Raw genomic sequence first — 23,321 nt, 5'->3', positions numbered from 1 at the left:
ATGCTCGCAAGATGATCCTGTTCCCTGAGTTGCTGGACCTGCCCCGCCGCCTGCGCCATCCCGAAGTGCGGGATCTGGCGTGGGTGATCGTCGCCCCACCGATGCTCATCGACACCCCTTGGCCCCAGCGTCACCCGCTGGCGGGCAGCGACTGGGTGCAGCAACCCCATCGATTGGAGCATTGGCTTCGCCAACTGGACCGCGACAGCTACCCGCTGCTGCAATGCCTGTCCCAAGGTCGGACGCGGCGCCTGGGCCTGTATTACGAAAGGCTGTGGCAGTTTGCCGTGCAACACGCGCCGGGCATCGAACTGATCGCGGCGAACCTGCCGATCCGTCGCGAAGGCCATACGCTGGGGGAACTGGACCTGCTGCTGCGCGATGGCGAAGGTGTGCACCACTTGGAACTGGCGATCAAGCTGTACCTGGGCCCGCAACAGGGCAACGGCCACGATACTGCGCAATGGCTCGGCCCCGGCTGCCATGACCGTCTCGACCGCAAGCTGGCGCACCTGCGCGAGCACCAACTGCCGATTTCAGCCCGCCCGGAAAGTCGTCAAGCCCTGGCTGCGCTGGGCATCGAATCGTTTCGCCCACACCTATGGCTCGGCGGTTATCTGCTCTACCCCTGGCCCGGCGAGGCCGAACCACCGAGCGGCGCGCACCCCAGGCATTTGCGCGGCCGTTGGCTGCATCAACGCGATTGGCCTGGGTTCATCGGCCAACGGCCTCCGGGCCGCTGGCAGCCCCTGCCCCGCGCCGCCTGGCTGGCCCCGGCCCATTATCCGCCGGACCAGGTCTGGACTGCCGCGCAACTGGACGCCTGGCGAACCGCACTCGACCCCATGGCGCCGGCACAACTGATGGTGCGCCTGACGGAAAATGCCGAGGGCGAATGGGAAGAAGCCGAGCGGGCGTTCCTGGTGGCGGATCTTTGGCCGGATGTGCCGGGCAACGGCTAAGCTTTGAGATGCCCTTCTGGGCACCATCGCGAGCAGGCTCGCTCCCACATCTGGAATGCAATTTCCTGTGGGAGCGAGCTTGCTCGCGATTGAGGCCGACGCCATCTAAGGGACAACCGCACAACCAACGCCGGCACCGTCAACACAGATCAAAGCTTCTTGTGCTGCTCGACCCACTTGCTATAGCTATCGATAAACTTCTGCAAAAACGGCCTGACCGAATCCGAGAGGTTGCCCGCTTCGTCGAACGCGGTCCCCGCGCCACTCAGGTAGGCTTCCGGTTGTTGCATGCAGGGCACATCGAGAAACACCAGGGATTGGCGCAGATGATGGTTGGCGCCGAAACCACCCATCGCACCGGGTGAAGCGCTGATCACCGCGCCTGGCTTGCCACTCAGGCAACTCTGGCCGTAAGGGCGCGAGCCAACGTCGATGGCGTTTTTCAGAGGGGCCGGCACCGAGCGGTTGTATTCCGGGGTTACGAACAGCAACGCGTCGGCGGCGCCTACTTGCTCGCGAAACCTGGCGTAGGCTTGGGGCGGTGTCACGTCAATGTCTTCGTTGTACAGCGGCAGTTCGCCTATCTCGACGATATTCAGCTTGAGGTTGGTTGGCGCCAGCTCCGCCAACGCCAGCGCAATCTTGCGGTTGATCGACGCCTTGCGCAGGCTGCCCACCAAAACGGCAACGTTGTAGACATTACTCATCAGAGGTTCTCGATTGTCGGCTCATAGGAAGCCTGTAGTTATAGATGATCGGCACGACAATTGGACCAATGGAGCGTCGAAAACCTGCCGCACGGACTATTTTTTTCTTGTAGGAAAACTTACCGCGCTCGGCAAAGGTCTACAGAACCGCAAATCGAGTGATCTATTTCCAGAGGTTCTAAGCAATGGCAACAGTACTTGTCGGACAGTTTCATGCGCGGGACGCTGAAGGACGCGTCTATTCTGTGCATGAATTCCAAGAATCAGACCCGTCCCAGGACGGCATTGGCAAGGATGTCATCACCTATAAGCTGGCCATTGGCGATCGAGTCAGCAAGTTGGATGAGGAGAAATTTCTCCTGGTGCAGTCCGGCATCGAACTGATCCGCGAACCCGAACCGCAAATAGCGCTGTAACCCGGTTTCTTGAGCAGAAGTCGCACCCGTAATTGGGTTAGGATTCAGCCTCCCAATGGCTTACCTGCCTAAAACGGACTTCTTGCATGCGTTTACGCCACATCGAAGTGATCCAGGCGCTGCTGCAGACCGGCCACCTCGCAACCGCGGCCGAATGGCTGCAATTGCCGGTGGCCGAAGTCGAGTCGATCCTGCGCGATGCAGAAGCCCAGCTCGGTTTCATGCTGTTTGCCAGCGTTCGCGGACGATTGCAGGCCACCCGCGAAACCCTGGAGTTGCGCGAAGGCATTACGCAGCTTTACGACACCCTCGAGCCAATACAGCGGCTGGCCAGCAGCTTGAAACATCATCAGGCCCCGCCCCTGCGCATCATCTGCACCCCGCCGCTGGCGCAACAGTTGCTGCCCCTGGGCATCGCCGCCCTGCGTCGGCGCCATCCGGATGCGCCTTGCACCCTGCTCAGCGAACCAACCCGCGAAATCGTCAAGAGCCTGTTGCTGCGTGAAAGCGACTTGGGCCTGAGCCTGCACGATCCGGAACACCCGGACATCCACTGCCAGACAATCGCCCAAGGCAAACTGCAATTGCTGGCGCCCCACGGCTGGCTGCAACCTCGGCAGAAATACATTTCAATACAGGACTTGGCGGGCCAGTCGCTGGTGGGGCTTGATGGTCATGACCCGCTGAGCCCGGCATTCGACCACAAGCTCGCGGCGCTGCGCCCCGCACCGGTGGTCCAGATTCGTGTGCAGACGCACCAGATGATGCGCGCGATGGTCGAAGCCGGCGAAGGCCTCGCCATCGTCGATCCATTCACCGCCTCGGGCGCCAAGGGCAGCGGGCTGGATATCTGCCCGGTGTCACCAGCCGTTCCGATCTGCCTTTACGCACTGAGCCTGAACGGTGTGCAGCCCTCGCCGACGGTCCAAGCGCTGCTGGAACGAATTACGGAACAAGCCGAGGCGTTGCTGAACCACTGATCGTCATGCCCAGCGGATCGTCGAACAACCGGTACCAGAACAGCGCCACCTCGGCGGTATGCCGATCGATGCCGCGATATCGCAAATGATCGATCCCGCCGAGCACGTAGCCGCAACGTTCGTAGAGACGGCAGGCACCCAGGTTATTGTTCTGGGTTTCCAACATGATGCCCGGCAGTTTTTTCTTGCGGCTCCAGAACTGGGCCACGTCCAACAGTGCCTTGGCCACCCCATGCCGGCGAGCCGGGGCATGCACCGCCAACTCATCGATATGGGCATAGCCATTCCAGTTGGTGCTGATCACCAGGTGACCCACTGGCTGGTCGTCCAGGTAGGCCATGAAGATTTCGCTGTCGGGGGCATCCCGGAAACTGGCGAATTCTTCAGGATCGATACCGTAGCACTTGCGGTAGGGAACGATCGGCGTCACCGGCCATTGGCTCACCGGCCGGCCGATCTGCGGCGTACCGTAGGCGCTGACGTCAAAACTGAAATCACTGCCCCAGACATACACGGCAAAGCCGTCGTCGACGACGCGTACCGAGAGGCCGGGATGCTTGGGATTCTTGACCGGTTGCATACAGGGAAAGGTCCTCATTCCTTGAGGCAATCAACGGCACAGTGCCATCCATTGCCCTTGCCTCTCGAATCTTCACACATCAAGCGGGTATCCATGGCCTGCCTTGCTTCAGGTTAGAAGGTACTGGCGATTATCGCGAGAAATGATCGGTATGAACCGTGGATCCGGATCAATTCGCGGCGGCCTGCGCCTCAGCCAGTTGCGTCCACAATGCCGGGGCGCCCGCGGACTTGGCGATCGCTTCCAGACGCGCGGCATGTTCGGCCAGGTCGCTTTCGCTGGCGCGGATGATCCGGGCCGGCTTGCGGTCCGCAGGCAAGCGACGGATTTCGGTCGCCTGGTTGCCCGAACCTTCGCCGGTGCCGTTGCCGTCCGAGGCGTTACCGGCCAGGGACAGGCTGGTCTGCCCGCCGGTCATGGTCAGGTAGACGTCGGCAAGGATTTCGGAGTCGAGCAAGGCGCCGTGCAGCTCACGGCCGGAGTTGTCGACGCCGTAGCGCTTGCACAAGGCGTCGAGACTGTTGCGCTGCCCCGGATGCCGTTCCCGGGCCATCATCAACGTGTCGAGAATGGTGCAGTGCTGGGTGATATCGGCGCGGTCGTGCTGGCCCAACAGGGCGAATTCATTGTTGATGAACCCGACGTCGAACGCCGCGTTATGAATGATCAGCTGGGCGCCCTGGATGAACTCGAAGAATTCATCGGCCACCTCGGCGAAACGCGGCTTGCCCACCAAAAATTCATTGGTGATGCCGTGCACGCCAATGGCACCCTCGTCACTTTCGCGGTCCGGTTGCAGGTAAACGTGGAAATGACGGCCGGTCAGGCGCCGACCCATCAGCTCGACACAGCCGATTTCAATAATCCGGTGACCGTCGGTCACCGGCATGCCGGTGGTTTCGGTATCCAGTACTACAGATCTGTTGGCCATCAGTGTTCAATTCTCAACGGGCAGTCTTGCAAAAGCGCGGATCTTACCATGCTATGAGGTGGGATTAGCCTGGGACCGCTTTTGTGGCGAGGGAGCTTGCTCCCACTAGGTTGCGCAGCGACCGCCGAAAGGGGCCTGTTTCGCCCGAGGCGCCGGACCGGTCCAGCGGGAGCAAGCTCCCTCGCCACGATTATTTCCATTTGCCAAAAATCAGATCCGGCCGGATCAGGACTGCTTGTAGCCGCGCACCTCATCCACTCCTCGATTGGCCAACTGGTCGGCCCGTTCGTTTCCGTGGTGACCAATGTGGCCACGTACCCATTTCCAGGTGACGTTGTGGCGGTTGACCTGCTCGTCCAGCAATTTCCAGAGGTCGGCGTTCTTGACCGGTTCTTTCGCCGCCGTCTTCCAGCCGCGCTTCTTCCAGTTCGCCATCCACTCGTTGATGCCTTTCATTACATACTGCGAGTCGGTCACCAGCAGCACGTCGCAAGGACGCTTGAGCTCTTCCAACCCCCGAATGGCGCCCATCAGCTCCATGCGGTTGTTGGTGGTATTGGCTTCGCCGCCCCAGAGCTCCTTTTCCACGCCCTTGCACACCAGCAATGCACCCCAGCCACCCGGGCCAGGGTTGCCCTTGCAGGCGCCATCAGTGAAGAGTTCCACGCTATCGCTCATGCCAATCAATCCAAAAAACAAAAGGCCGCCGCCCAGGGCCGATCAGCGCCCGGAGCCGGATACGGCCAGAACCATCGATAAAGGGATTACGGCTCGATGTGGCGACGGTTGACCTTGGCCATCGGCAAGGGAATCAGCTTGCCCATCGGCTCGCGTCGCGCCTGACGCACCGGGCGCAGCCCGACCGCGATCTTGCGCGCCACCAATAAATAGAAGCCGCCACCGGACAATTGCCAGTCACCCGCCTTGCGCTCCCAGCCAGCCAATCGGGCCTGCCACTTGGGCGACGCAAGCGGCGGACGATAGCACCCGAAGCGGCGTTTCTCCAGCGCGAAACCCAGCAGGTTGAGCCAGTCGCCGACCCGCGAGGCCGAAATGCAACGGGCCTGGCGCAGCGCATCGCTGGCAAATACATGGCGCAATCCCCAACTGCTCCAGGGGTTGATGCCGATGATCAACAGATGCCCACCGGGCCGCACGCTGCTGGCGGCTTCGCGCAACAGCCCATGGGGCGACAGGCAGAAATCCAGGCCGTGCTGCATCACCACCACATCGGCGGCATGCTCGCTCAAGGGCCAGGCCTGCTCCTCGCAAACGATCTCGACGCCCGGCAACGGCGCCCCCAAGCGCACGTTGCGCTGGACCTGAGGCGCCGACGGTGGCGTTTGCGCCGAAGGACCGTAATGCACCAGATAGCCGCCAAAGAACCGGCCCAACTCGTCTTCGAGCATGCGCCGTTCTTCTTCCAGCAGAAATTGCCCGACAGGGCCGGACAGCCACTCACGGGCAGAGCTGATCAATGCCAGCCAGTCAGGATCGGCCTGAGCGAACGCTTCATCGGTCATTGCATTCTCCAACGCGTCAGGAAGTTCTAAGATGCGCCTTTGTTTTGAGCTTGGCGAATTCGACGATGATACAGATCACTGCCCTGCCCGCGTTTAACGATAACTACATTTGGTTGTTACAAGACCACTCGACGCAGACTTGCGCCGTGGTCGATCCAGGCGACGCCGCGCCAGTGCAGGGGTGGCTCGAGGCTCATCCCGACTGGGTCTTGAGCGACATCCTGGTCACCCACCATCACCACGATCATGTCGGCGGTGTCGCCGCGCTGAAAAGCGCGACCGGCGCCACCGTCTACGGCCCGGCCAGCGAAAACATCCCGGCGCGAGACATCGCCCTTAACGACCACGCGAAAGTCAATGTGCTGGGCCTGGACTTCGATGTTTATGCGGTTCCCGGGCACACATTGGGGCATATCGCCTACTACCACCGTGGCCTGCTGTTCTGTGGCGACACGCTGTTCGCCGCCGGTTGCGGACGGCTTTTCGAGGGCACGCCCGAACAGATGCACCACTCCCTGGGCCGCCTCGCCGCGCTCCCTGAAGATACGCTTGTCTACTGCACCCATGAATACACCTTGAGCAATCTGAAATTCGCCGCCGCGGTCGAGCCGTCCAACCCAGACGTTGCCGCCCGCCTGGAGAAAGTCACCCAGCAGCGCAACCAGGGCATCATCACCCTGCCCTCGACCCTGGCTCTGGAAAAACTCACCAATCCGTTTTTGCGCACCGCTGAAACATCCGTTAAACAAAAAGCAGACGAACGGAACGGTCAACCCAACCAGACGGCGAGTGAGGTTTTTGCGGCCTTGAGGGCCTGGAAAGATAAGTTCTAAGGCAGCTACCGATTGATACAAAAATTCTGAATGGTTGACCTGCTGGGGTGCGCTTCCTAGAATCGGCCGACATTTTTGCCCGGAACTTACTTCCAGCCAATGTCGTCATCTATTCGCAGGTCCGTCCAGTCAGACACACTGACCCGCTTGGCCCAGGCCATCGCGGTGGCAGTGTCCGCCACGCTGGCGGGCTGTCAGAGCACCGGCCAGGTGCCACAGAGCGATGCTGCGCATAAGCCGAATGTCGCCGCGCGGGCCAAGCAAAAACCTGTGTGGCTCACGGAAAAGCCTACCCCCCAGGTGCCCCAGGATGTGTGGGAACGCATGCGCCAGGGCTTCCAGCTCCAGGAAACCGCCGGCGTCAACCCGCGCATCGAGCAGCAGCGTTTGTGGTTCGCCAGCAACCCTTCATTCCTGGAAAATGCCGGCGAGCGCGGCAGCTTATATATCCACTACATCGTCGAGCGTCTTGAAGAACGCAACATGCCGCTGGAGCTGGCGCTGTTGCCGGTGATCGAAAGCGCTTACAACCCCATGGCCTATTCCCGGGCCAATGCAGTGGGACTGTGGCAATTCATCCCTTCCACCGGGCGTTATTTCAACCTGCGCCAGACCCGCTTCTACGACGGCCGTCGTGACATTACCGCGTCCACCACCGCCGCGATGGACTACCTGACGCGCCTGCACGACATGTTCAACGGTGACTGGTTGCTGGCACTGGCGGCCTATAACGCTGGTGAAGGCACGGTCAGCCGCGCCATCGAGCGCAACGAGAAGCTTGGCCTGCCCACCGACTACTGGAACCTGCCGCTGCCCAGCGAAACACAGGCCTACGTGCCCAAGCTGCTCGCGCTGTCCCAGGTCGTGTTGGCTCCGGACGCCTATGGCGTGAACCTCAACCCGATCGCCAACGAGCCGTACTTCCAGGTCGTCGAGATCAACCAGCGCATGGACCTGTCGAAGGTCGCGGCGGTGGCGAACATCGACGAGGACGAGCTGTTCCAGCTCAACCCGGCCTTCAAGCAGCGCACCACCATCGACGGCCCGCAGCACCTGCTGGTGCCGACCTCCAAGGCGCAACTGCTGACCGCCAGCCTGTCGACCATGCGCCCGGAAGAACTGATCAGCCCTCGCTCGCTCAAGCCAGTCTTCGAGACCGCCGATGACAGCGAAGTGGAAGGCGCAAGGCGCACCTACCGCGTCAAGCGCGGCGACAACCTGGCCCAGATCGCCAAGGCCAACAAGGTCCAGACCAAGGACTTGCAGCGCTGGAACAAGCTCAGCGGCAACAAGCTCAAGGTCGGTCAAACGTTGGTGATGCAGGACGTCAAGGCCACCAAGGCCCGCGGCAAGCGCATCAACACCGTCGTGGCCGCCAAGGGCAAGGAACAAAAGAAGCAGACCCAATACAAGGTCAAGCAGGGTGACTCGCTGTACGTCGTCGCCAAGCGCTTCAATGTCGAAATGCAGCACCTCAAGCGCTGGAACCCGCGCATGGGCAAGGCGCTCAAGCCTGGGCAGATGTTGACGGTCTATTCCCCGCACTAAGCTTATCGATGGCTGAAGGGCTGTGCCCGAGCAGCATTCGTGGCGAGGAAGCTTGCTCCCTCGCCACGAATGCATGCTCGCCCCGGCTTCGCCTAATCTGAGAGGCTTTGGCCCACCGCCTTTTTCCCGCCCATACAAGCTGTTACTGTACAGGCCATAAATGCCCAAGCCGCCTGGATCGGATCCCAGACTTGATACGCCCCCTCCTCCTGCTCCTGATCAGCCTGGCATCGAGCCCTGCCGCCGACGCTACCATCAGCGAAAGCCATGGCTATGCGCAGTTCGGCACGCTGAAATACCCGGCCCGGTTCACCCACTTCGACTGGGTCAACCCGCAAGCGCCCAAGGGCGGCACCTTGCGGATCATGGCGTTTGGCACCTTCGATACCCTCAATCCCTATACATTCAAGGGCAGCAGCCCGGTTTCCACGCCGAACTTCCTGCAATACGGCATCAATGAGCTGAACGAACCGCTCATGGTAGGCACTGGCCAATATGCGCCCTCAGGGGATGAGCCAACGTCGAGTTACGGCTTGATCGCCCAGTCGGTGGAGTACAGCGAGGACCGCAGCTGGGTGGTGTTCAACCTGCGGCCCGAAGCGCGCTTTCATGATGGCGTGCCGATCACTGCCTATGACGTAGCGTTTTCCTACCGAACGCTGCTCAAAGATGGCCATCCGCAATACCGGACCAATTTGCAGGAAGTGCTGCGGGTGGATGTCCTCAACCCGCTGAGAATCCGCTTCGTGTTCAAGCGCTCGGGCAATCCGCTGCTGATCCTGCGCCTGGGTGAGCTGCCGGTGTTGCCGCAGCATTATTGGAAAGACCGCGATTTCAAGGCGACCACCTTCGAGCCGCCGTTGGGCAGCGGGCCTTATCGCATCACCAAAGTGCAGCCAGGTCGCCAATTGGTGTTCGAGCGAGTCAAGGACTACTGGGGCAAGGATCTGCCGGTCAATCGTGGCAAGTACAACGTCGATCGAATGGAAGTGGATTTCTACCGAGACAGCGGCGTCGCCTTCGAAGCCTTCAAGGCCGGTGAGTTTGACATCTACATCGAGCACCAGGCCAAGAACTGGGCCAACGGGTACAACTTTCCGGCGGTGAACCGTGGCGATGTGATCAAGGCGCAGATTCCCCACCAGATTCCGACCCAGACCCAGGGCCTGTTCATGAACACCCGGCGCGCCACCTTCGGCGAGGTCAAGGTCCGAGAAGCCCTGGGGTTGATGTTCGATTTCGAATGGACCAACCGCACCCTGTTCAGCGGCGCGTACAAACGAACCCTCAGCTATTACCCCAACAGCGAATTCTCCGCCACTGGCCTGCCCGTCGGCCACGAGTGGCTGTTGCTCAAACCTTACCGTGAACAACTGCCCCCTCGATTACTGACCGAGCCCTTCAGCCTGCCCCAAACCGACGGGCGCGGCATTCCCCGGGAAACCCTGCGCAGGGCCCTTGGCCTGCTGAAGGAAGCCGGCTGGACCCTCAACGGCCAGCACCTGCTCAACGCCGCCGGCCAACCCCTGCGCTTCGAGATCCTGCTGGTCAACCCGAACCTGGAGCGCATCCTGCAGCCCTACGTCGAAAACCTGGCCAGCATTGGCATCCAGGCCCGAGTGCGCACAGTGGATCGTGCCCAGTACAAGCAGCGATTGGACCAGTTCGACTTCGACATGATTTTGCTGACCCTGGGCCAGACCCTCAGCCCGGGCCTTGAACAATGGCAGTATTTCCACTCCAGCCAGGTCGGGATCAAGGGCAGCAAGAACTACGCAGGGATCGCCAATCCGGTGGTTGACCATCTGCTGGAAAAACTGCTCTCCGCCCAGACCCGCGACGAACAAGTCGCCGCCGGCAAGGCCCTGGACCGGGTCCTGCTGTGGCAGCATTACTGCATTCCCAACTGGTATATCAATTACCATCGCCTGGCGTATCGCAACCGGTTCGCCTTTGTCACCACGCCGCCCTACACCCTGGGCCTGAGCGCGTGGTGGCTGAAATCTTCGGAGAAAGATCAATGAAGCCTCTACGCGCCCTGCTTCTGCAGGCCGGCAGTTTGTTATTCGCCGGGCTGGCCTGCGCCGCGCCGCAGCACGCCGTGACCTTGTACAACGAGCCACCAAAGTACCCGGCCAATTTCAAGCATTTCGACTACGTGAACCCCGATGCCCCCAAGGGCGGAATATTCCGTCAGGGTGGCTTTGGCAGCTTCGACAGCCTCAACCCATTCATCAGCAAAGGCGTACCTGCCGATGACATCGGCCTGATCTACGACACCTTGGCCAAGCAAGGCCTGGATGAGCCCTTCACCGAATACGGCCTGGTCGCGGAAAAAATCGAGAAAGCGCCGGACAACGGCTGGGTGCGCTTTTACCTGCGCCCCGAAGCGCGCTTCAACGACGGCCACCCCATGCGCGCCGAAGATGTCGTGTTCAGCTTCGAGACCCTGACCAAGGATGGCGCGCCGATGTTCCGCGGCTATTACAACGATGTGGCCGAGGTCATCGCCGAAGACCCACTCAAGGTTCTGTTCAAGTTCAAGCACACCCATAACCGTGAACTGCCGCTGATCCTCGGCCAACTGCCGGTATTGCCCAAGCATTGGTGGGCCAGCCGCGATTTCAGCAAGGGCAACCTGGAAATTCCCCTGGGCAGCGGGCCCTACAAGGTCACCGAAGTAAAGGCCGGACGTTCGATCCGCTATGAGCGGGTGAAGGATTATTGGGGCAAGGACTTGCCGGTGAACCGCGGTTTCTATAACTTCGACGTATTGACCACCGACTATTACCGCGACAACACCGTGGCGGTGGAAGCCCTCAAGGCCGGACAGTTCGATTACTGGCTGGAAATGACCGCGAAGAACTGGGCCAACGCCTACAACATCCCCGCCGTGACCGAAGGCCGCCTGATCAAGGAACAGATTCCCAACGGCAACCCTACGGGCATGCAAGGCTTCATCTTCAACCTGCGCCGCCCGGTGTTCCAGGATGTACGGGTGCGCCAGGCCCTGAGCCTGCTGTTGGACTTCGAATGGACCAACAAGCAGTTGTTCAACGGTGCCTACGCCCGCACCCGCAGCTATTTCGAGAATTCGGAAATGGCCGCCACCGGGTTGCCCGGCGAAGACGAGCTGAAGATTCTCGAACCCTTGCGCGGCAAGATTCCCGAGCAAGTCTTCACCGAAGCCTTCCAACCTTCGGTCTGCGACGGCAGCGGCATGATCCGCGACCAGCAACGCAAGGCCTATCAGCTGTTGCAGGAAGCCGGCTGGCGCATCGTCGATGACAAGATGGTCGATGCCCAAGGTAAGCCGGTGGTGCTGGAGTTCCTGCTGGCCCAGACCGAATTCGAACGGATCCTGCTGCCGTTCAAACGCAACCTGAGTGACCTGGGCATTGAACTTGTGATCCGCCGCGTCGACGTGTCGCAATACATCACCCGCGTGCGTTCGCGGGACTTCGATATGGTGGTGGGCAGCTTTCCGCAATCCAGCTCGCCAGGAAACGAGCAGCGCGAATTCTGGATGTCGGCCGCTGCGGACAAACCCGGCAGCCGCAACACCATGGGCCTCAAGGACCCTGCCGTGGACCAACTGGTGGAACAGTTGATCAACGCTGACTCGCGCAAGAGCCTGGTGGCCCATGCCCGGGCGTTGGACCGGGTCCTGCAATGGGGCTATTACGTAATTCCCAACTGGCACATCAAGACCTGGCGCGTGGCCTACTGGAACCACATCGGCCACCCGAAAGTCACGCCGACCTATGACATCGGCACCACTACATGGTGGGTCAAGCCGGAGGTCAAGCCAGCCGATGAGGTAGAAAAGCAGGTCATCGAGCAGCAAATCGCCGCTCCCGAGAGTGTGGAGTAACCCGATGCTGGCTTATATTTTTCGGCGGCTGTTGCTCATCATCCCGACGCTGTTCGGCATCCTGCTGATCAACTTCGTCATCATCCAGGCCGCGCCCGGCGGCCCGGTGGAGCAAATGATCGCCAAGCTCGAAGGGTTCGAAGGCGCCACCAGCCGCATCGCTGGCGGCGGTGCCGAGGTATCGGTGGCAGGTTCCTCCTCTTACCGCGGCGCCCAGGGCCTGGACCCGGCGCTGGTCAAGGAAATCGAGCGCATGTACGGCTTCGACAAGTCCGCCCCGGAGCGCCTGTGGATCATGATCAAGAACTACGCCCGCCTGGACTTCGGTGACAGTTTCTTCCGCGACGCCAAGGTCATTGACCTGATCAAGGAAAAGATGCCCGTGTCCATCTCCCTCGGGCTATGGAGCACACTGATCATGTACCTGGTGTCCATCCCCTTGGGGATCGCCAAGGCGACGCGGCACGGCAGTCATTTCGATGTGTGGACCAGTTCGGCGATCATCGTCGGCTATGCGATCCCGTCGTTCCTATTTGCCATCTTGTTGATCGTGGTGTTTGCCGGCGGCAGCTATTTCGACTGGTTCCCGCTGCGTGGGCTGACATCCAACAACTTTGATGAACTGACCCTGGGCGGCAAGATCCTCGACTATTTCTGGCACCTGGCCTTGCCAGTGACCGCGCTGGTGATCGGCAACTTCGCCACCATGACGCTGCTGACGAAGAACAGCTTCCTCGATGAAATCAACAAGCAGTATGTGGTCACCGCCAAGGCCAAGGGCCTGACCCGCAACCGCGTGCTGTATGGCCATGTGTTTCGCAACGCAATGTTGTTGGTGATCGCCGGCTTTCCTTCGGCCTTCATTGGCATTTTCTTCACCGGCTCGCTGCTGGTGGAAGTGATCTTCTCCCTCGACGGCCTGGGCCTGATGAGTTTCGAAGCCGCGATCAACCGCGACTACCCCGTGGTATTCGGCACACTGTTCATCTTCACCTTGCTGGGGCTGGTGGTGAAATTGATTGGCGACCTGACCTACACCTTCGTCGATCCGCGCATCGATTTCGAAAGCCGGGAGCATTGAGATGAACCTGTCCCCTCTCAATCGCCGCCGTTTCGAACTGTTCAAGGCCAACAAGCGCGGCTGGTGGTCGCTGTGGCTGTTCCTGGTGCTGTTCGTGCTGAGCCTGGGCGCCGAGCTGATCGCCAACGATAAACCGCTGGTGGTGCATTACGACGGCGGCTGGTATTTCCCGGCCCTAAAGCGCTACCCCGAGACCACCTTTGGCGGCGAATTCCCGCTGGAGGCCAACTACAAGAGCCCGTACATCCGTGAGTTGCTGGCCGCCAAGGACGCCTGGGTGGTGTGGGCACCGATTCCGTTCAGCTACCAGAGCATCAACTACGACCTGAAAGTCCCGGCACCGGCGCCGCCCTCCTCGGTGAACTGGCTCGGTACCGATGACCAGGGGCGCGATGTGCTGGCGCGGGTGATCTACGGTTTTCGTATCTCGGTGCTGTTTGCCCTGACGCTGACGGTGCTCAGCTCGATCATCGGGGTAATCGCCGGTGCCCTGCAGGGTTTCTACGGGGGCTGGGTGGACCTGGCCGGCCAGCGCTTCCTGGAGATCTGGTCCGGGTTGCCGGTGCTGTACCTGCTGATCATCCTCGCCAGTTTCGTCCAGCCCAACTTCTGGTGGCTACTGGGCATCATGCTGCTGTTTTCCTGGATGAGCCTGGTGGACGTCGTGCGCGCCGAGTTCCTGCGCGGCCGCAATCTGGAATACGTGCGCGCCGCTCGCGCATTGGGCATGCAGAACGGCGCGATCATGTTCCGCCACATCCTGCCCAACGCCATGGTCTCGACCATGACGTTCATGCCGTTCATCCTCACCGGCGCCATCGGCACCCTCACCGCCCTGGATTTCCTCGGCTTCGGCCTGCCGGCGGGCGCGCCTTCCCTGGGCGAGCTGGTAGCCCAGGGCAAGTCCAACCTCCAGGCGCCGTGGCTGGGCATCAGCGCGTTCGCCGTACTGGCGATCATGCTGAGCCTGCTGGTGTTCATCGGCGAGTCCGCTCGCGATGCCTTCGATCCGAGGAAGTGAAATGAACCAGGACAATCTGATCGAAGTACGCGACCTGGCGGTGGAGTTCGTCGTCGGCGAACGCCGCCAGCGGGTGGTCGAAGGCGTCAGCTTCGACATCAAGCGAGGCGAAACCCTGGCCCTGGTGGGCGAAAGCGGTTCGGGCAAGTCCGTGACGGCCCACTCCATCCTGCGCTTGCTGCCCTATCCGCTGGCCCATCATCCCACCGGAACCATCCAGTACGCGGGCCAGGACCTGCTGGGCCTGAAGGAAAAAACCATCCGCCATATTCGCGGCAACCGGATCGCGATGATTTTCCAAGAGCCGATGACGTCGCTGAATCCCTTGCACTGCATCGAAAAACAGCTCAACGAAGTGCTCCGCATCCACAAGGGCCTGACTGGCAAGGTCGCTACCCGCCGCTCCCTTGAACTGTTGGAGCTGGTCGGCATTCCTGATCCGCACAAGCGCCTCAAGGCCCTGCCCCATGAACTGTCCGGTGGCCAGCGGCAACGGGTGATGATCGCCATGGCCTTGGCCAATGAGCCGGAACTGCTGATCGCCGACGAACCGACCACCGCGCTGGACGTCACCGTGCAGCTGAAAATCCTCGAACTGCTCAAGGATTTGCAGGCACGCCTGGGCATGTCGCTGCTGCTTATCAGCCACGATTTGAACCTGGTGCGAAGAATTGCGCACCGCGTATGTGTCATGCAGCGCGGTTGCATCGTCGAACAGGCATCGTGCGCAGAGTTGTTCCGCGCGCCGCAACATCCGTACACTCGGGAATTACTGGCCGCCGAGCCCAGCGGCAACCCGGCAAACAACGTCGTCGGCCCGCCGCTGTTGCAGGTCGAGGACCTGAAAGTCTGGTTCCCGATAAAGAAAGGCGTGTTCAAGCGTACGGTGGATTACATCAAGGCGGTGGACGGAATCCGCTTCAGCCTGCCCCAGGGCCAGACCCTGGGCATCGTCGGCGAAAGTGGTTCCGGAAAGTCGACCCTGGGGCTGGCGATCTTGCGGTTGATCGGCAGCCAGGGCGCGATCCGCTTCGAGGGCCAGCAGCTCGACTGCCTGTCACAGCAGCAGGTCCGGCCGCTGCGCCGGGAGATGCAAGTGGTGTTTCAGGACCCGTTCGGCAGCCTGAGCCCACGGATGTGTGTGAGCCAGATCGTCGGCGAAGGGTTGCGGATCCACAAGATCGGCACCCCGGCAGAACAGGAACAAGCGATAATCGCGGCATTGAAGGAGGTAGGCCTGGACCCGGAAACCCGGAACCGCTACCCCCATGAATTTTCCGGAGGGCAACGGCAGCGCATCGCCATTGCCCGGGCCCTGGTGCTCAAGCCGGCGTTGATTCTGCTGGATGAGCCGACGTCGGCCCTGGACCGTACCGTGCAACGCCAGGTGGTGGAGCTGTTGCGGTCGCTGCAAACCAAGTACAACCTGACGTACCTGTTTATCAGCCATGACCTGGCTGTCGTCAAAGCGCTGAGCCACCAGCTGATGGTGGTCAAGCATGGCCAAGTGGTCGAACAAGGTGATGCCCGCAGCATATTCGCCGCGCCGCAACACCCCTATACACAGCAGTTGCTGGAGGCCGCCTTCCTGGCCCCAACAACTGCCGAATAACCTGAAAGAGGAGCAACACATGGGTTTTCTCGCCGGTAAGCGCGTACTGATCGTCGGTGTCGCCAGCAAGCTGTCCATCGCATCCGGCATTGCTGCCGCCATGCATCGCGAGGGCGCTGAGCTTGCCTTCACTTATCAGAACGACAAACTCAAGGGTCGTGTCGAAGAGTTCGCGCAAGGCTGGGGTTCGAGCCCGGAGCTGTGCTTCCCATGCGACGTGGCCAGCGATGAAGAAATCGCCAAGGTCTTCGAAGAATTGAGCAAGAAGTGGGATGGCCTGGACTGCATCGTGCACTCCGTGGGCTTCGCCCCGGGCGACCAGTTGGACGGCGACTTCACCGAAGCCACCACCCGCGAAGGCTTCCGCATCGCCCACGACATCAGCGCCTACAGCTTCGTGGCCCTGGCCAAAGCCGGCCGTGAAATGATGAAAGGCCGCAACGGCAGCCTGCTGACCCTGTCGTACCTGGGCGCCGAGCGCACCATGCCGAACTACAACGTCATGGGGATGGCCAAGGCCTCCCTGGAAGCGGGCGTTCGCTACCTGGCCGGCTCCCTGGGCCCGGACGGCACCCGCGTGAACTGCGTATCGGCCGGCCCGATCCGCACCCTCGCCGCTTCCGGCATCAAGAATTTCCGCAAGATGCTGGCCGCCAACGAAGCGCAAACCCCGCTGCGTCGCAACGTCACCATCGAAGAAGTCGGCAACGCCGGCGCCTTCTTGTGCTCTGACCTGGCGTCGGGCATCAGCGGTGAAATCATGTACGTGGACGGCGGCTTCAACACCACCGCCATGGGCAACATCGAAGAATAATCTTCGCGTTGCAACAAAAACGCCGCTTGGCCTGGAAAGGTCAAGCGGCGTTTTTTTGCTCTGCACGTTATCTGTGGAAGCGAACTTGCAACCCCGTCCAGACCCGCACCGATCTCGAACGGGCATTTTTGGGCGCAGGCGAATACACTCAGGCACAGCCAATAAAACAGGACATCGACCGATGAAGCCCGCCAACCATGACGCTGCCCCACGTTTCTGGCACGACGCGGCGCTGCCTTTCATCGAAGCCCGGGCCATCGCCGATGGGCGCAAGGTCTGTTATTCGCGTCACTCCCACGACCATTTCTCGATCGGTGCGATCACCGCCGGGCGCAGCACGTATCTGCATGAGCAGTCGAGCTTCCAGGTCGAGGGCGGCACGGTGGTGCTGATGAATCCTGGCGACGTCCACGCCTGCAATCCCATCGACAATCAACCCTGGTCCTACGTGATGCTGTATGTCGATACCCAATGGCTAAGGGACCTGCAACGGCGGATCGGCTTTGATCCGTCCATGGAGTTCCAGGCGTTCGACACCACCCACAGCCGCGATGCCGCGCTTTTCTCCGGCCTGTGTGCGCTCTACGAAATACTGGTGGATGAACAGGTCGATACCCGCGCCAAAAAAGATGCCGTCGAGGCGTTTTTCACCGACCTCCAGCATCGGCTCAATCCGGCCGGGCGCCCGGACCGGGGCAGTCACCCTGCTTTGATGCGGGCCGCGCAGTTCATCCATGACCATTGCACCGAAGCCCTCAAGCTCGAGGATATCTGCGCGTTTGCACAGCTCTCGCCGTCCTACTTGAGCCGGGCCTTCAAGCGTCACTACGGTATGACGCCCCACGCTTTCCTGATCAATCGCCGGATCCAATTCGCCCGTCGCCAATTGCGCGAGGGCAAGTTGATTGCCGATGTCGCGCTGCAAAGCGGTTTTGCCGACCAGGCGCATTTCCAACGGGCATTCAAGCAACACCTGGCCGCCACGCCCGGGCAATACCGAGGCTGACACTGCCCCGTCCCGTGGCGAGGGAGCTTGCTCCCGCTGGGCTACGGAGTAGCCCTCGATTCCAAGCGACCGCTGCGCAGTCGAGCGGGAGCGAGCTCCCTCGCCCCGACAGCGTTCCAACCCCAAGGACGGGTTGCTCACGGCAACAACAGATACACCGCGCTCGCCACCAGCAACGCCGCCATGGCCCGATTGAACAGGCGCATGGTCACCGGATTCCCCAGCCAGGTACGCAGGAAGCTGCCGGCGTATGCCCAGCAGCCCACGGACAGGTAGCAGATCACCAAATAGATCGCCGCGAACTGCCACACCAGCGATGCCTCGCCATCGGCGACGAAAGCGCCCATCCCCGCCACGCAGGCCAGCCAGGCCTTGGGGTTGAGCCACTGCATCAGTGCGCCGTAGATCATCGACGGCGCGCGCCCTTCGTCCCGCTCACCCAGCTCGCCGTTGTCCATCGCCAGCTTCCAGGCCATGAACAACAGGAACGCCACCCCCGCCAGTTGCACCACGCGGGTGAGCCCCGGCCAGCGCTGCAAGACTTCGTGCAACCCCAACCCCATCAAGACCAGCAGCAGGACAAACCCCAGGGTGGCGCCGGCGACGTGGCGCAAGGTGGCGCGCAAACCGTACCGAGCGCCGGAACTGAGGGCCACGATATTGACCGGGCCCGGCGTAATGGACGCGACCAGCGCAAAGGTCGCCATGGATAATATCAAGCTCATCACATATCTTCTTCGTTTGAGGAAAGAGGCCCCAAGTTAAACGGGTTGCCCGCACGGGTATTGAAGAAAACTGCCTTCGTCATCAAGCACGCCCGCTTCTTTTTTACGCAAACTTTACGCGCTGACCGACTCGCCAAATCGATACTGTGCAGCTTTTGAATCAGGCGTTATCCATGTCCATAGCGGTTCTGCGTCTCATCGGTTTCATCCTTGGGATTTTCCTGATCACCCTCGCGGTCAGCATGGCGATTCCGCTGTTCACGCTGATGTTCTACGAGCGCAACGATGACTTGTCGGCGTTTCTCTGGTCGAGCCTGATCACTTTTGTCTGCGGTGTGGCACTGGTCGCCCGTGGAAGACCGGAACAGGCCCAGATGCGGCCCCGGGAAATGTACCTGCTGACCACCGCCAGTTGGGTATTCGTCTGTGCGTTCGCCGCCCTGCCAATGGTGCTCATTCAGCACATCAGCTACACCGATGCGTTTTTCGAGACCATGTCCGGCATCACCACCACCGGCTCGACCATCCTGACCGGTTTGGACACGGCATCGCCCGGCCTGTTGATATGGCGCTCGATGCTGCACTGGCTTGGTGGAATCGGCTTTATCGGCATGGCCGTGGCGGTCCTGCCGTTATTGCGGGTCGGTGGCATGCGGCTGTTCCAGACCGAATCTTCGGATTGGTCGGAGAAAGTCACGCCGCGCTCGCATGTCGCGGCCAACTACATCCTGTGGATCTACGTAGGCTTGACCGCGCTCTCGACGTTGGCGCTGTGGCTTGCCGGCATGACGCCTTTCGAGGCGATCAACCATGCGATGTCGCTGATTTCCACCGGAGGATTCTCCACCTCCGATGCGTCCCTCGCCCATTGGCCGCAACCGGCGGTGCATTGGGTGTCGGTGGTGGTCATGATGGCGGGGGCGCTGCCCTTCACGCTGTATGTGGCGACATTGCGAGGCCACCGGCGCGCCTTGCTCAAGGACCAGCAAGTCAGGGGATTCATAGGCTTTCTGGTGGTCACCTGGCTCGCGGTCGGCACCTGGCTGAGCCTGAACAGCGACCATGCATGGTGGGACGCGGTCCGTATCGTCGCGGTCAACGTCACCTCCGTGGTCACAACCACTGGCGTGGCCCTGGGGGACTACACGTTGTGGGGCAGCTTCGCCCTGCTGCTGTTCTTTTACCTGACGTTCGTCGGCGGCTGTTCGGGGTCCACGGCCGGGGGCCTGAAGATCTTTCGGTTTCAGGTCGCCAAGGTCCTGTTGATGGGCAGCTTGAAGCAATTGATCCACCCCCGGGCGGTGATCCAGAAGAAGTACAACAATCACCCCATCGACGAGGAAATCGTTCGCTCGCTGCTGACGTTTTCGTTCTTCTTCGCGATCACCATCGGCGCCATCGCCCTGGGCCTCGCGCTGATCGGCCTGGATTGGACGACCGCCTTGACCGGCGCCGCCACCGCCGTGTGCAACGTCGGCCCGGGCCTGGGCAATATCATTGGCCCGGCCGGCAACTTCTCGACCCTGCCGGACGCGGCGAAATGGCTGCTGACCCTCGGCATGCTGCTGGGACGTCTGGAGATCCTGACGGTGCTGGTGTTGTTCACGCCAGTGTTCTGGAAATATTGATATCGGCAAATTCACTGTCGATTTTTCGGTGGAGGGCTTTGGGCCACGGTTCTATGCTCCTCCCATGAACCTACAAGACTCGCTGCTCCCGCCCCACGCCGAAATGGTCCGCGCCATGCTCGAACGAGACACCGCCTACGAGGGGGTGTTTTTCACCGCGGTCAAGACCACCGGCATTTTCTGTCGTCCCAGCTGCACGGCACGCAAGCCGAAGCCGGAGAACGTGGAGTTCTTCGCCCACGCCGACGAGGCCATGTCGGCCGGCTATCGAGCCTGCCTGCGCTGCAAGCCATTGGATGCCGCGGCCATCGCACCGGCCTGGATCCAGGCGCTGCTCAAAGCCGTGGATGCCGGGCCCGACGTGCGCTGGACCGATGCGCTGCTGCACGAACAGGGCATCGAACCGCTGAAGCTGCGCCGCTGGTTCAAACAGCATTTCGGCATGACTTTTCACGCCTACCTGCGCACCCGGCGCCTGGGCATCGCCTTGGGCGGAATCAAGGAAGGCGCCTCGATCGACAACGCCGCGTTCGATTCCGGCTATGAATCCCTGAGCGGTTTTCGTGATGCGTTCGTGAAGTCTTTTCATATCACCCCCGGCCGCGCCGGCCTCAGCGAACCGTTGCTGTTCACCCGACTGACAACCCCTCTGGGGCCGATGCTGGCCATGGCCGAACGTCGCGGACTGGTGCTGCTGGAATTTCTCGACCGCCCGGCCTTGACCAAAGAATTGGAAGAACTGCAGCAACGCTACGGCTACACGGTCGCCCCGGGGCATAACGCTCATTTGCAACAGATCGAAACCGAACTGGCGGATTATTTCGCCGGCAAACAAACGACTTTCCACGTGCCGCTGCACATGCCTGGCAGCGCCTTTGCGGTCCGGGTCTGGGCCGAACTGCAAAAGATCCCCTATGGCGAAACCCGCAGCTACGGCGCCGTCGCCTGCGCCCTGGGCAGCCCTGGCGCCAGCCGCGCCGTGGGCTTGGCCAACGGGCAGAATCGCCTGGCGATCGTCATTCCCTGCCATCGGGTGATCGGCGCGGACGGCGCGCTGACCGGTTACGGTGGCGGCCAGCCGCGCAAGGCGTTTCTGTTGCGGCTGGAAAAAGCCGCGGTGCAGGTTTCGTTGCCCTTGGCGTTTTGATCAGCCCCGAACAGAGATCCGGATGAGCACGCCTTACGACGAAGCGAGTACTTTCCTGGCCAATCTTGACGAAGACTGGCGGCGTCACATCGCGTCCGTCGGCCCGTGCCTGCTACAACCCAAGCCGGCCCGCGATCCCTATGAGGCACTGGTGCGGGCGATTGCCTACCAACAACTGCACGCCAAGGCCGGGGACGCCATTCTCGGGCGGCTTGTCGCACTGTTTGCCCCCGCCGCGTTTCCCGCCCCCGAACAACTGTTGGCAACAGACAGCACGCTACTGCGCAGTTGCGGATTCTCCGCGAGCAAGCTCGCGACCCTCCAGGGCATCGCCCAGGCGACACTGGATGGGATCGTGCCGGATTACGCCACGGCCCGGGCCATGGACGATGAAGCACTGATCGAGCGCCTGGTCAGCCTGCGCGGCGTCGGGCGCTGGACCGTGGAGATGCTGTTGATCTACAGCCTGGAACGAGTGGATGTCTTGCCGGCGGATGACTTTGGGGTTCGCGAAGGATATCGACGGCTAAAAGGTCTGGAGACTCAGCCGAATCGCCGGCAGATCATCGCTATCGGCCAGGCCTGGAGTCCTTATCGGACGGTGGCGGCTTGGTATTTGTGGCGGGTGCCCAAAATCAAGTCCGCATGACCATTCATCACGGGCAAGCTCTTCCACTGGCGTCGGCGCATCAACTCAAAAGTTGAGAACATCACCCCATCGAGGTTGTCCAGATTATTCAGTCCCTAACCGGAGGTCCCCCCATGCACCTCGAAGGATCCTGCCACTGCGGCGCCGTTTCGTTCAGCCTGGACAGCACCCATCCCTACCCTTACCAGCGCTGCTATTGTTCGATCTGTCGCAAGACCCAGGGCGGCGGCGGTTTTGCGGTCAACCTGGGGGGCGATGCGAAGAGTCTCAAGGTGCAAGGCCGCAAGCACATCACGGTCTACCATGCGCGACTCAAGGATGAAGGCGATAAACGCGCCCATCGCAGCAGCGCCGAACGGCATTTCTGTTCGCTTTGCGGTTCGGGGTTGTGGTTGTTCAGCCCCGAGTGGCCGGAGCTGATCCATCCGTTTGCCTCAGCCATCGACACGCCGTTGCCGGTACCGCCGGAGCACACCCACCTGATGCTGGGTTCCAAGGCGCCGTGGGTGGAAGTCGAGGCGCATCCGGGCGACCAGCAGTTCGATGTATATCCCGAGGAATCGATTGCCCAGTGGCATGAACGGTTGGGTTTGACCCGTTAGGCCGGCACGCCGCTGTGAAACCGGAACTCCCCATCCGGCGACTCGATCAGCTCGCGCTCGGCCTCGCGAACCTTGTCGATCACCTGGGCGATGTCCTTGGCGTCTCCATACTGATATGCCAGCTTCAGATAACCCTGGAAGTGCCGGGCCTCACTTTTCAGCAAGCCGAAATAGAATTTGCCGAGTTCCTCGTCCAGATGCGGCACCAGCGCCTCGAATCGCTCGCAGCTGCGGGCTTCGATGAAGGCGCCGACCACCAGGGTGTCCACCAGTTTCACCGGCTCGTGGCTGCGCACCACTTTGCGCAAGCCCGAGGCGTAGCGCCCGGCGGAAAGCTGGCGCAGGCCGACCTTGCGCTTTTTCATCAGGCGCATGACCTGCTCATGATGCACCAGCTCTTCCCGGGCCAGGCGCGACATCATGTTGATCAAATCTACATGGGAATGGTACTTGGCGATCAGGCTCAGGGCGGTGCTGGCGGCCTTGAACTCGCAGTTCTTGTGGTCGATCAGCAGCGTTTCCTGATCGGCCAGCGCAGCCTGGACCCAGGCATCGGGGGTGCGGCAGCCGAGGAACTCGTGAATTTCGGGAAGGATCATGGGGCTCACGGAAAAGGTAGTCGAGCAAAGGGCGCCGATTATACCGGCCTGCCTCCAGACCACCAGTCACACCGATTGATATG

At 61.2% G+C, this 23,321-nt stretch carries 23 protein-coding genes; 16 read left to right on the top strand and 7 right to left on the bottom strand.

From position 1 onward, the window contains the following. Positions 1–11 precede the first annotated feature (11 nt). Positions 12–962: a DUF1853 family protein gene (locus J3P92_RS11555; RefSeq protein WP_420766555.1), complete on the top strand. Its 951-nt coding sequence runs from the start codon at positions 12–14 to the stop codon at positions 960–962. A 149-nt stretch (positions 963–1,111) separates the two neighbouring features. On the opposite strand, the gene J3P92_RS11550 is transcribed toward J3P92_RS11555, so the two are convergent. Next, the gene (locus J3P92_RS11550; protein WP_420766556.1) at positions 1,112–1,669 is read right to left on the bottom strand and encodes an NADPH-dependent FMN reductase; all 558 of its coding nucleotides are present in this window, start codon (positions 1,667–1,669) and stop codon (positions 1,112–1,114) included. A gap of 185 nt (positions 1,670–1,854) precedes the next feature. Between J3P92_RS11550 and J3P92_RS11545 the strand changes: the two genes are divergently transcribed. Next, positions 1,855–2,085 carry a hypothetical protein gene (locus J3P92_RS11545; RefSeq protein ID WP_420766557.1) on the top strand — a complete coding sequence of 77 codons (231 nt, stop codon included), beginning with the start codon at positions 1,855–1,857 and terminating at the stop codon, positions 2,083–2,085. Positions 2,086–2,171: 86 nt separating this feature from the next. Beyond that, a complete protein-coding gene (locus J3P92_RS11540; protein ID WP_434650839.1) occupies positions 2,172–3,065 on the top strand; it encodes a LysR substrate-binding domain-containing protein in 894 nt (297 codons plus the stop codon). Here J3P92_RS11540 and J3P92_RS11535 read toward each other — a convergent pair. The 4 genes from J3P92_RS11535 to J3P92_RS11520 all read right to left on the bottom strand — a co-directional run bounded on the left by J3P92_RS11535 (position 3,031) and on the right by J3P92_RS11520 (position 6,099). Further along, a complete protein-coding gene (locus J3P92_RS11535) occupies positions 3,031–3,645 on the bottom strand; it encodes a GNAT family N-acetyltransferase (protein ID WP_420766559.1) in 615 nt (204 codons plus the stop codon). The genes J3P92_RS11540 and J3P92_RS11535 overlap by 35 nt on opposite strands. Before the next feature lie 169 nt (positions 3,646–3,814). Beyond that, positions 3,815–4,576 (bottom strand): DNA polymerase III subunit epsilon, encoded by a 762-nt coding sequence (gene dnaQ / locus J3P92_RS11530; protein WP_420766560.1) that lies wholly within the window; start codon positions 4,574–4,576, stop codon positions 3,815–3,817. Positions 4,577–4,801: 225 nt separating this feature from the next. After that, positions 4,802–5,254, bottom strand: a complete 453-nt coding sequence (gene rnhA / locus J3P92_RS11525; RefSeq protein WP_420766561.1) for a ribonuclease HI — start codon at positions 5,252–5,254, stop codon at positions 4,802–4,804. An 86-nt stretch (positions 5,255–5,340) separates the two neighbouring features. Beyond that, on the bottom strand, positions 5,341–6,099 hold the full coding sequence (locus J3P92_RS11520) for a class I SAM-dependent methyltransferase (RefSeq protein WP_420766562.1): 759 nt from the start codon (positions 6,097–6,099) through the stop codon (positions 5,341–5,343). A gap of 65 nt (positions 6,100–6,164) precedes the next feature. Between J3P92_RS11520 and gloB the strand changes: the two genes are divergently transcribed. The 9 genes from gloB to J3P92_RS11475 all read left to right on the top strand — a co-directional run bounded on the left by gloB (position 6,165) and on the right by J3P92_RS11475 (position 17,888). Continuing rightward, entirely contained in the window at positions 6,165–6,932 is a 768-nt protein-coding gene (gene gloB / locus J3P92_RS11515) for a hydroxyacylglutathione hydrolase (RefSeq protein WP_420766563.1), read from the top strand. A 99-nt stretch (positions 6,933–7,031) separates the two neighbouring features. Further along, positions 7,032–8,480: a transglycosylase SLT domain-containing protein gene (locus J3P92_RS11510; protein WP_420766564.1), complete on the top strand. Its 1,449-nt coding sequence runs from the start codon at positions 7,032–7,034 to the stop codon at positions 8,478–8,480. A gap of 194 nt (positions 8,481–8,674) precedes the next feature. Next, positions 8,675–10,504 carry an extracellular solute-binding protein gene (locus tag J3P92_RS11505; protein ID WP_434611562.1) on the top strand — a complete coding sequence of 610 codons (1,830 nt, stop codon included), beginning with the start codon at positions 8,675–8,677 and terminating at the stop codon, positions 10,502–10,504. Next, on the top strand, positions 10,501–12,354 hold the full coding sequence (locus J3P92_RS11500; RefSeq protein ID WP_434611095.1) for an extracellular solute-binding protein: 1,854 nt from the start codon (positions 10,501–10,503) through the stop codon (positions 12,352–12,354). The genes J3P92_RS11505 and J3P92_RS11500 overlap by 4 nt, the downstream gene beginning before the upstream one ends. Positions 12,355–12,358: 4 nt before the next feature. Then, complete coding sequence (locus J3P92_RS11495; protein ID WP_420766566.1) at positions 12,359–13,435, top strand: microcin C ABC transporter permease YejB; 1,077 nt, start codon at positions 12,359–12,361, stop codon at positions 13,433–13,435. A 1-nt stretch (position 13,436) separates the two neighbouring features. Further along, the gene (locus J3P92_RS11490) at positions 13,437–14,456 is read left to right on the top strand and encodes an ABC transporter permease (RefSeq protein ID WP_434563729.1); all 1,020 of its coding nucleotides are present in this window, start codon (positions 13,437–13,439) and stop codon (positions 14,454–14,456) included. 1 nt (position 14,457) lies between these two features. Next, a complete protein-coding gene (locus J3P92_RS11485; RefSeq protein ID WP_434650837.1) occupies positions 14,458–16,068 on the top strand; it encodes an ABC transporter ATP-binding protein in 1,611 nt (536 codons plus the stop codon). A 19-nt stretch (positions 16,069–16,087) separates the two neighbouring features. Next, on the top strand, positions 16,088–16,882 hold the full coding sequence (gene fabI, locus J3P92_RS11480; protein ID WP_003202751.1) for an enoyl-ACP reductase FabI: 795 nt from the start codon (positions 16,088–16,090) through the stop codon (positions 16,880–16,882). A 181-nt stretch (positions 16,883–17,063) separates the two neighbouring features. After that, on the top strand, positions 17,064–17,888 hold the full coding sequence (locus J3P92_RS11475; protein WP_434563727.1) for an AraC family transcriptional regulator: 825 nt from the start codon (positions 17,064–17,066) through the stop codon (positions 17,886–17,888). Positions 17,889–18,025: 137 nt separating this feature from the next. Here J3P92_RS11475 and J3P92_RS11470 read toward each other — a convergent pair whose 3' ends face one another. Next, the gene (locus J3P92_RS11470; protein ID WP_420766570.1) at positions 18,026–18,613 is read right to left on the bottom strand and encodes a LysE family translocator; all 588 of its coding nucleotides are present in this window, start codon (positions 18,611–18,613) and stop codon (positions 18,026–18,028) included. A 173-nt stretch (positions 18,614–18,786) separates the two neighbouring features. On the opposite strand from J3P92_RS11470, the gene J3P92_RS11465 reads away from it, so the two are divergent. From J3P92_RS11465 to J3P92_RS11450, 4 genes are all read left to right on the top strand, one after another. Continuing rightward, a complete protein-coding gene (locus J3P92_RS11465; protein WP_420766571.1) occupies positions 18,787–20,241 on the top strand; it encodes a TrkH family potassium uptake protein in 1,455 nt (484 codons plus the stop codon). A 64-nt stretch (positions 20,242–20,305) separates the two neighbouring features. Further along, on the top strand, positions 20,306–21,388 hold the full coding sequence (locus J3P92_RS11460; protein ID WP_434611083.1) for a bifunctional transcriptional activator/DNA repair enzyme AdaA: 1,083 nt from the start codon (positions 20,306–20,308) through the stop codon (positions 21,386–21,388). Positions 21,389–21,410: 22 nt separating this feature from the next. After that, the gene (locus tag J3P92_RS11455; protein WP_434563721.1) at positions 21,411–22,037 is read left to right on the top strand and encodes a DNA-3-methyladenine glycosylase family protein; all 627 of its coding nucleotides are present in this window, start codon (positions 21,411–21,413) and stop codon (positions 22,035–22,037) included. 113 nt (positions 22,038–22,150) lie between these two features. Next, on the top strand, positions 22,151–22,639 hold the full coding sequence (locus J3P92_RS11450; protein WP_434650834.1) for a GFA family protein: 489 nt from the start codon (positions 22,151–22,153) through the stop codon (positions 22,637–22,639). Here J3P92_RS11450 and J3P92_RS11445 read toward each other — a convergent pair. After that, positions 22,636–23,238 (bottom strand): tRNA-(ms[2]io[6]A)-hydroxylase, encoded by a 603-nt coding sequence (locus tag J3P92_RS11445; RefSeq protein WP_420766575.1) that lies wholly within the window; start codon positions 23,236–23,238, stop codon positions 22,636–22,638. The two genes, J3P92_RS11450 and J3P92_RS11445, sit on opposite strands and share 4 nt — an antisense overlap. Between the last annotated feature and the right edge of the window lie 83 nt (positions 23,239–23,321).

Origin of the sequence: Pseudomonas sp. D3-27 (assembly GCF_051132165.1) — a bacterium.
In the GTDB taxonomy this organism is placed as follows: Bacteria; Pseudomonadota; Gammaproteobacteria; order Pseudomonadales; family Pseudomonadaceae; genus Aquipseudomonas.
Note: the sequence above shows the minus strand (reverse complement) of the source record. Positions and strands in the feature narration are given on the sequence as shown.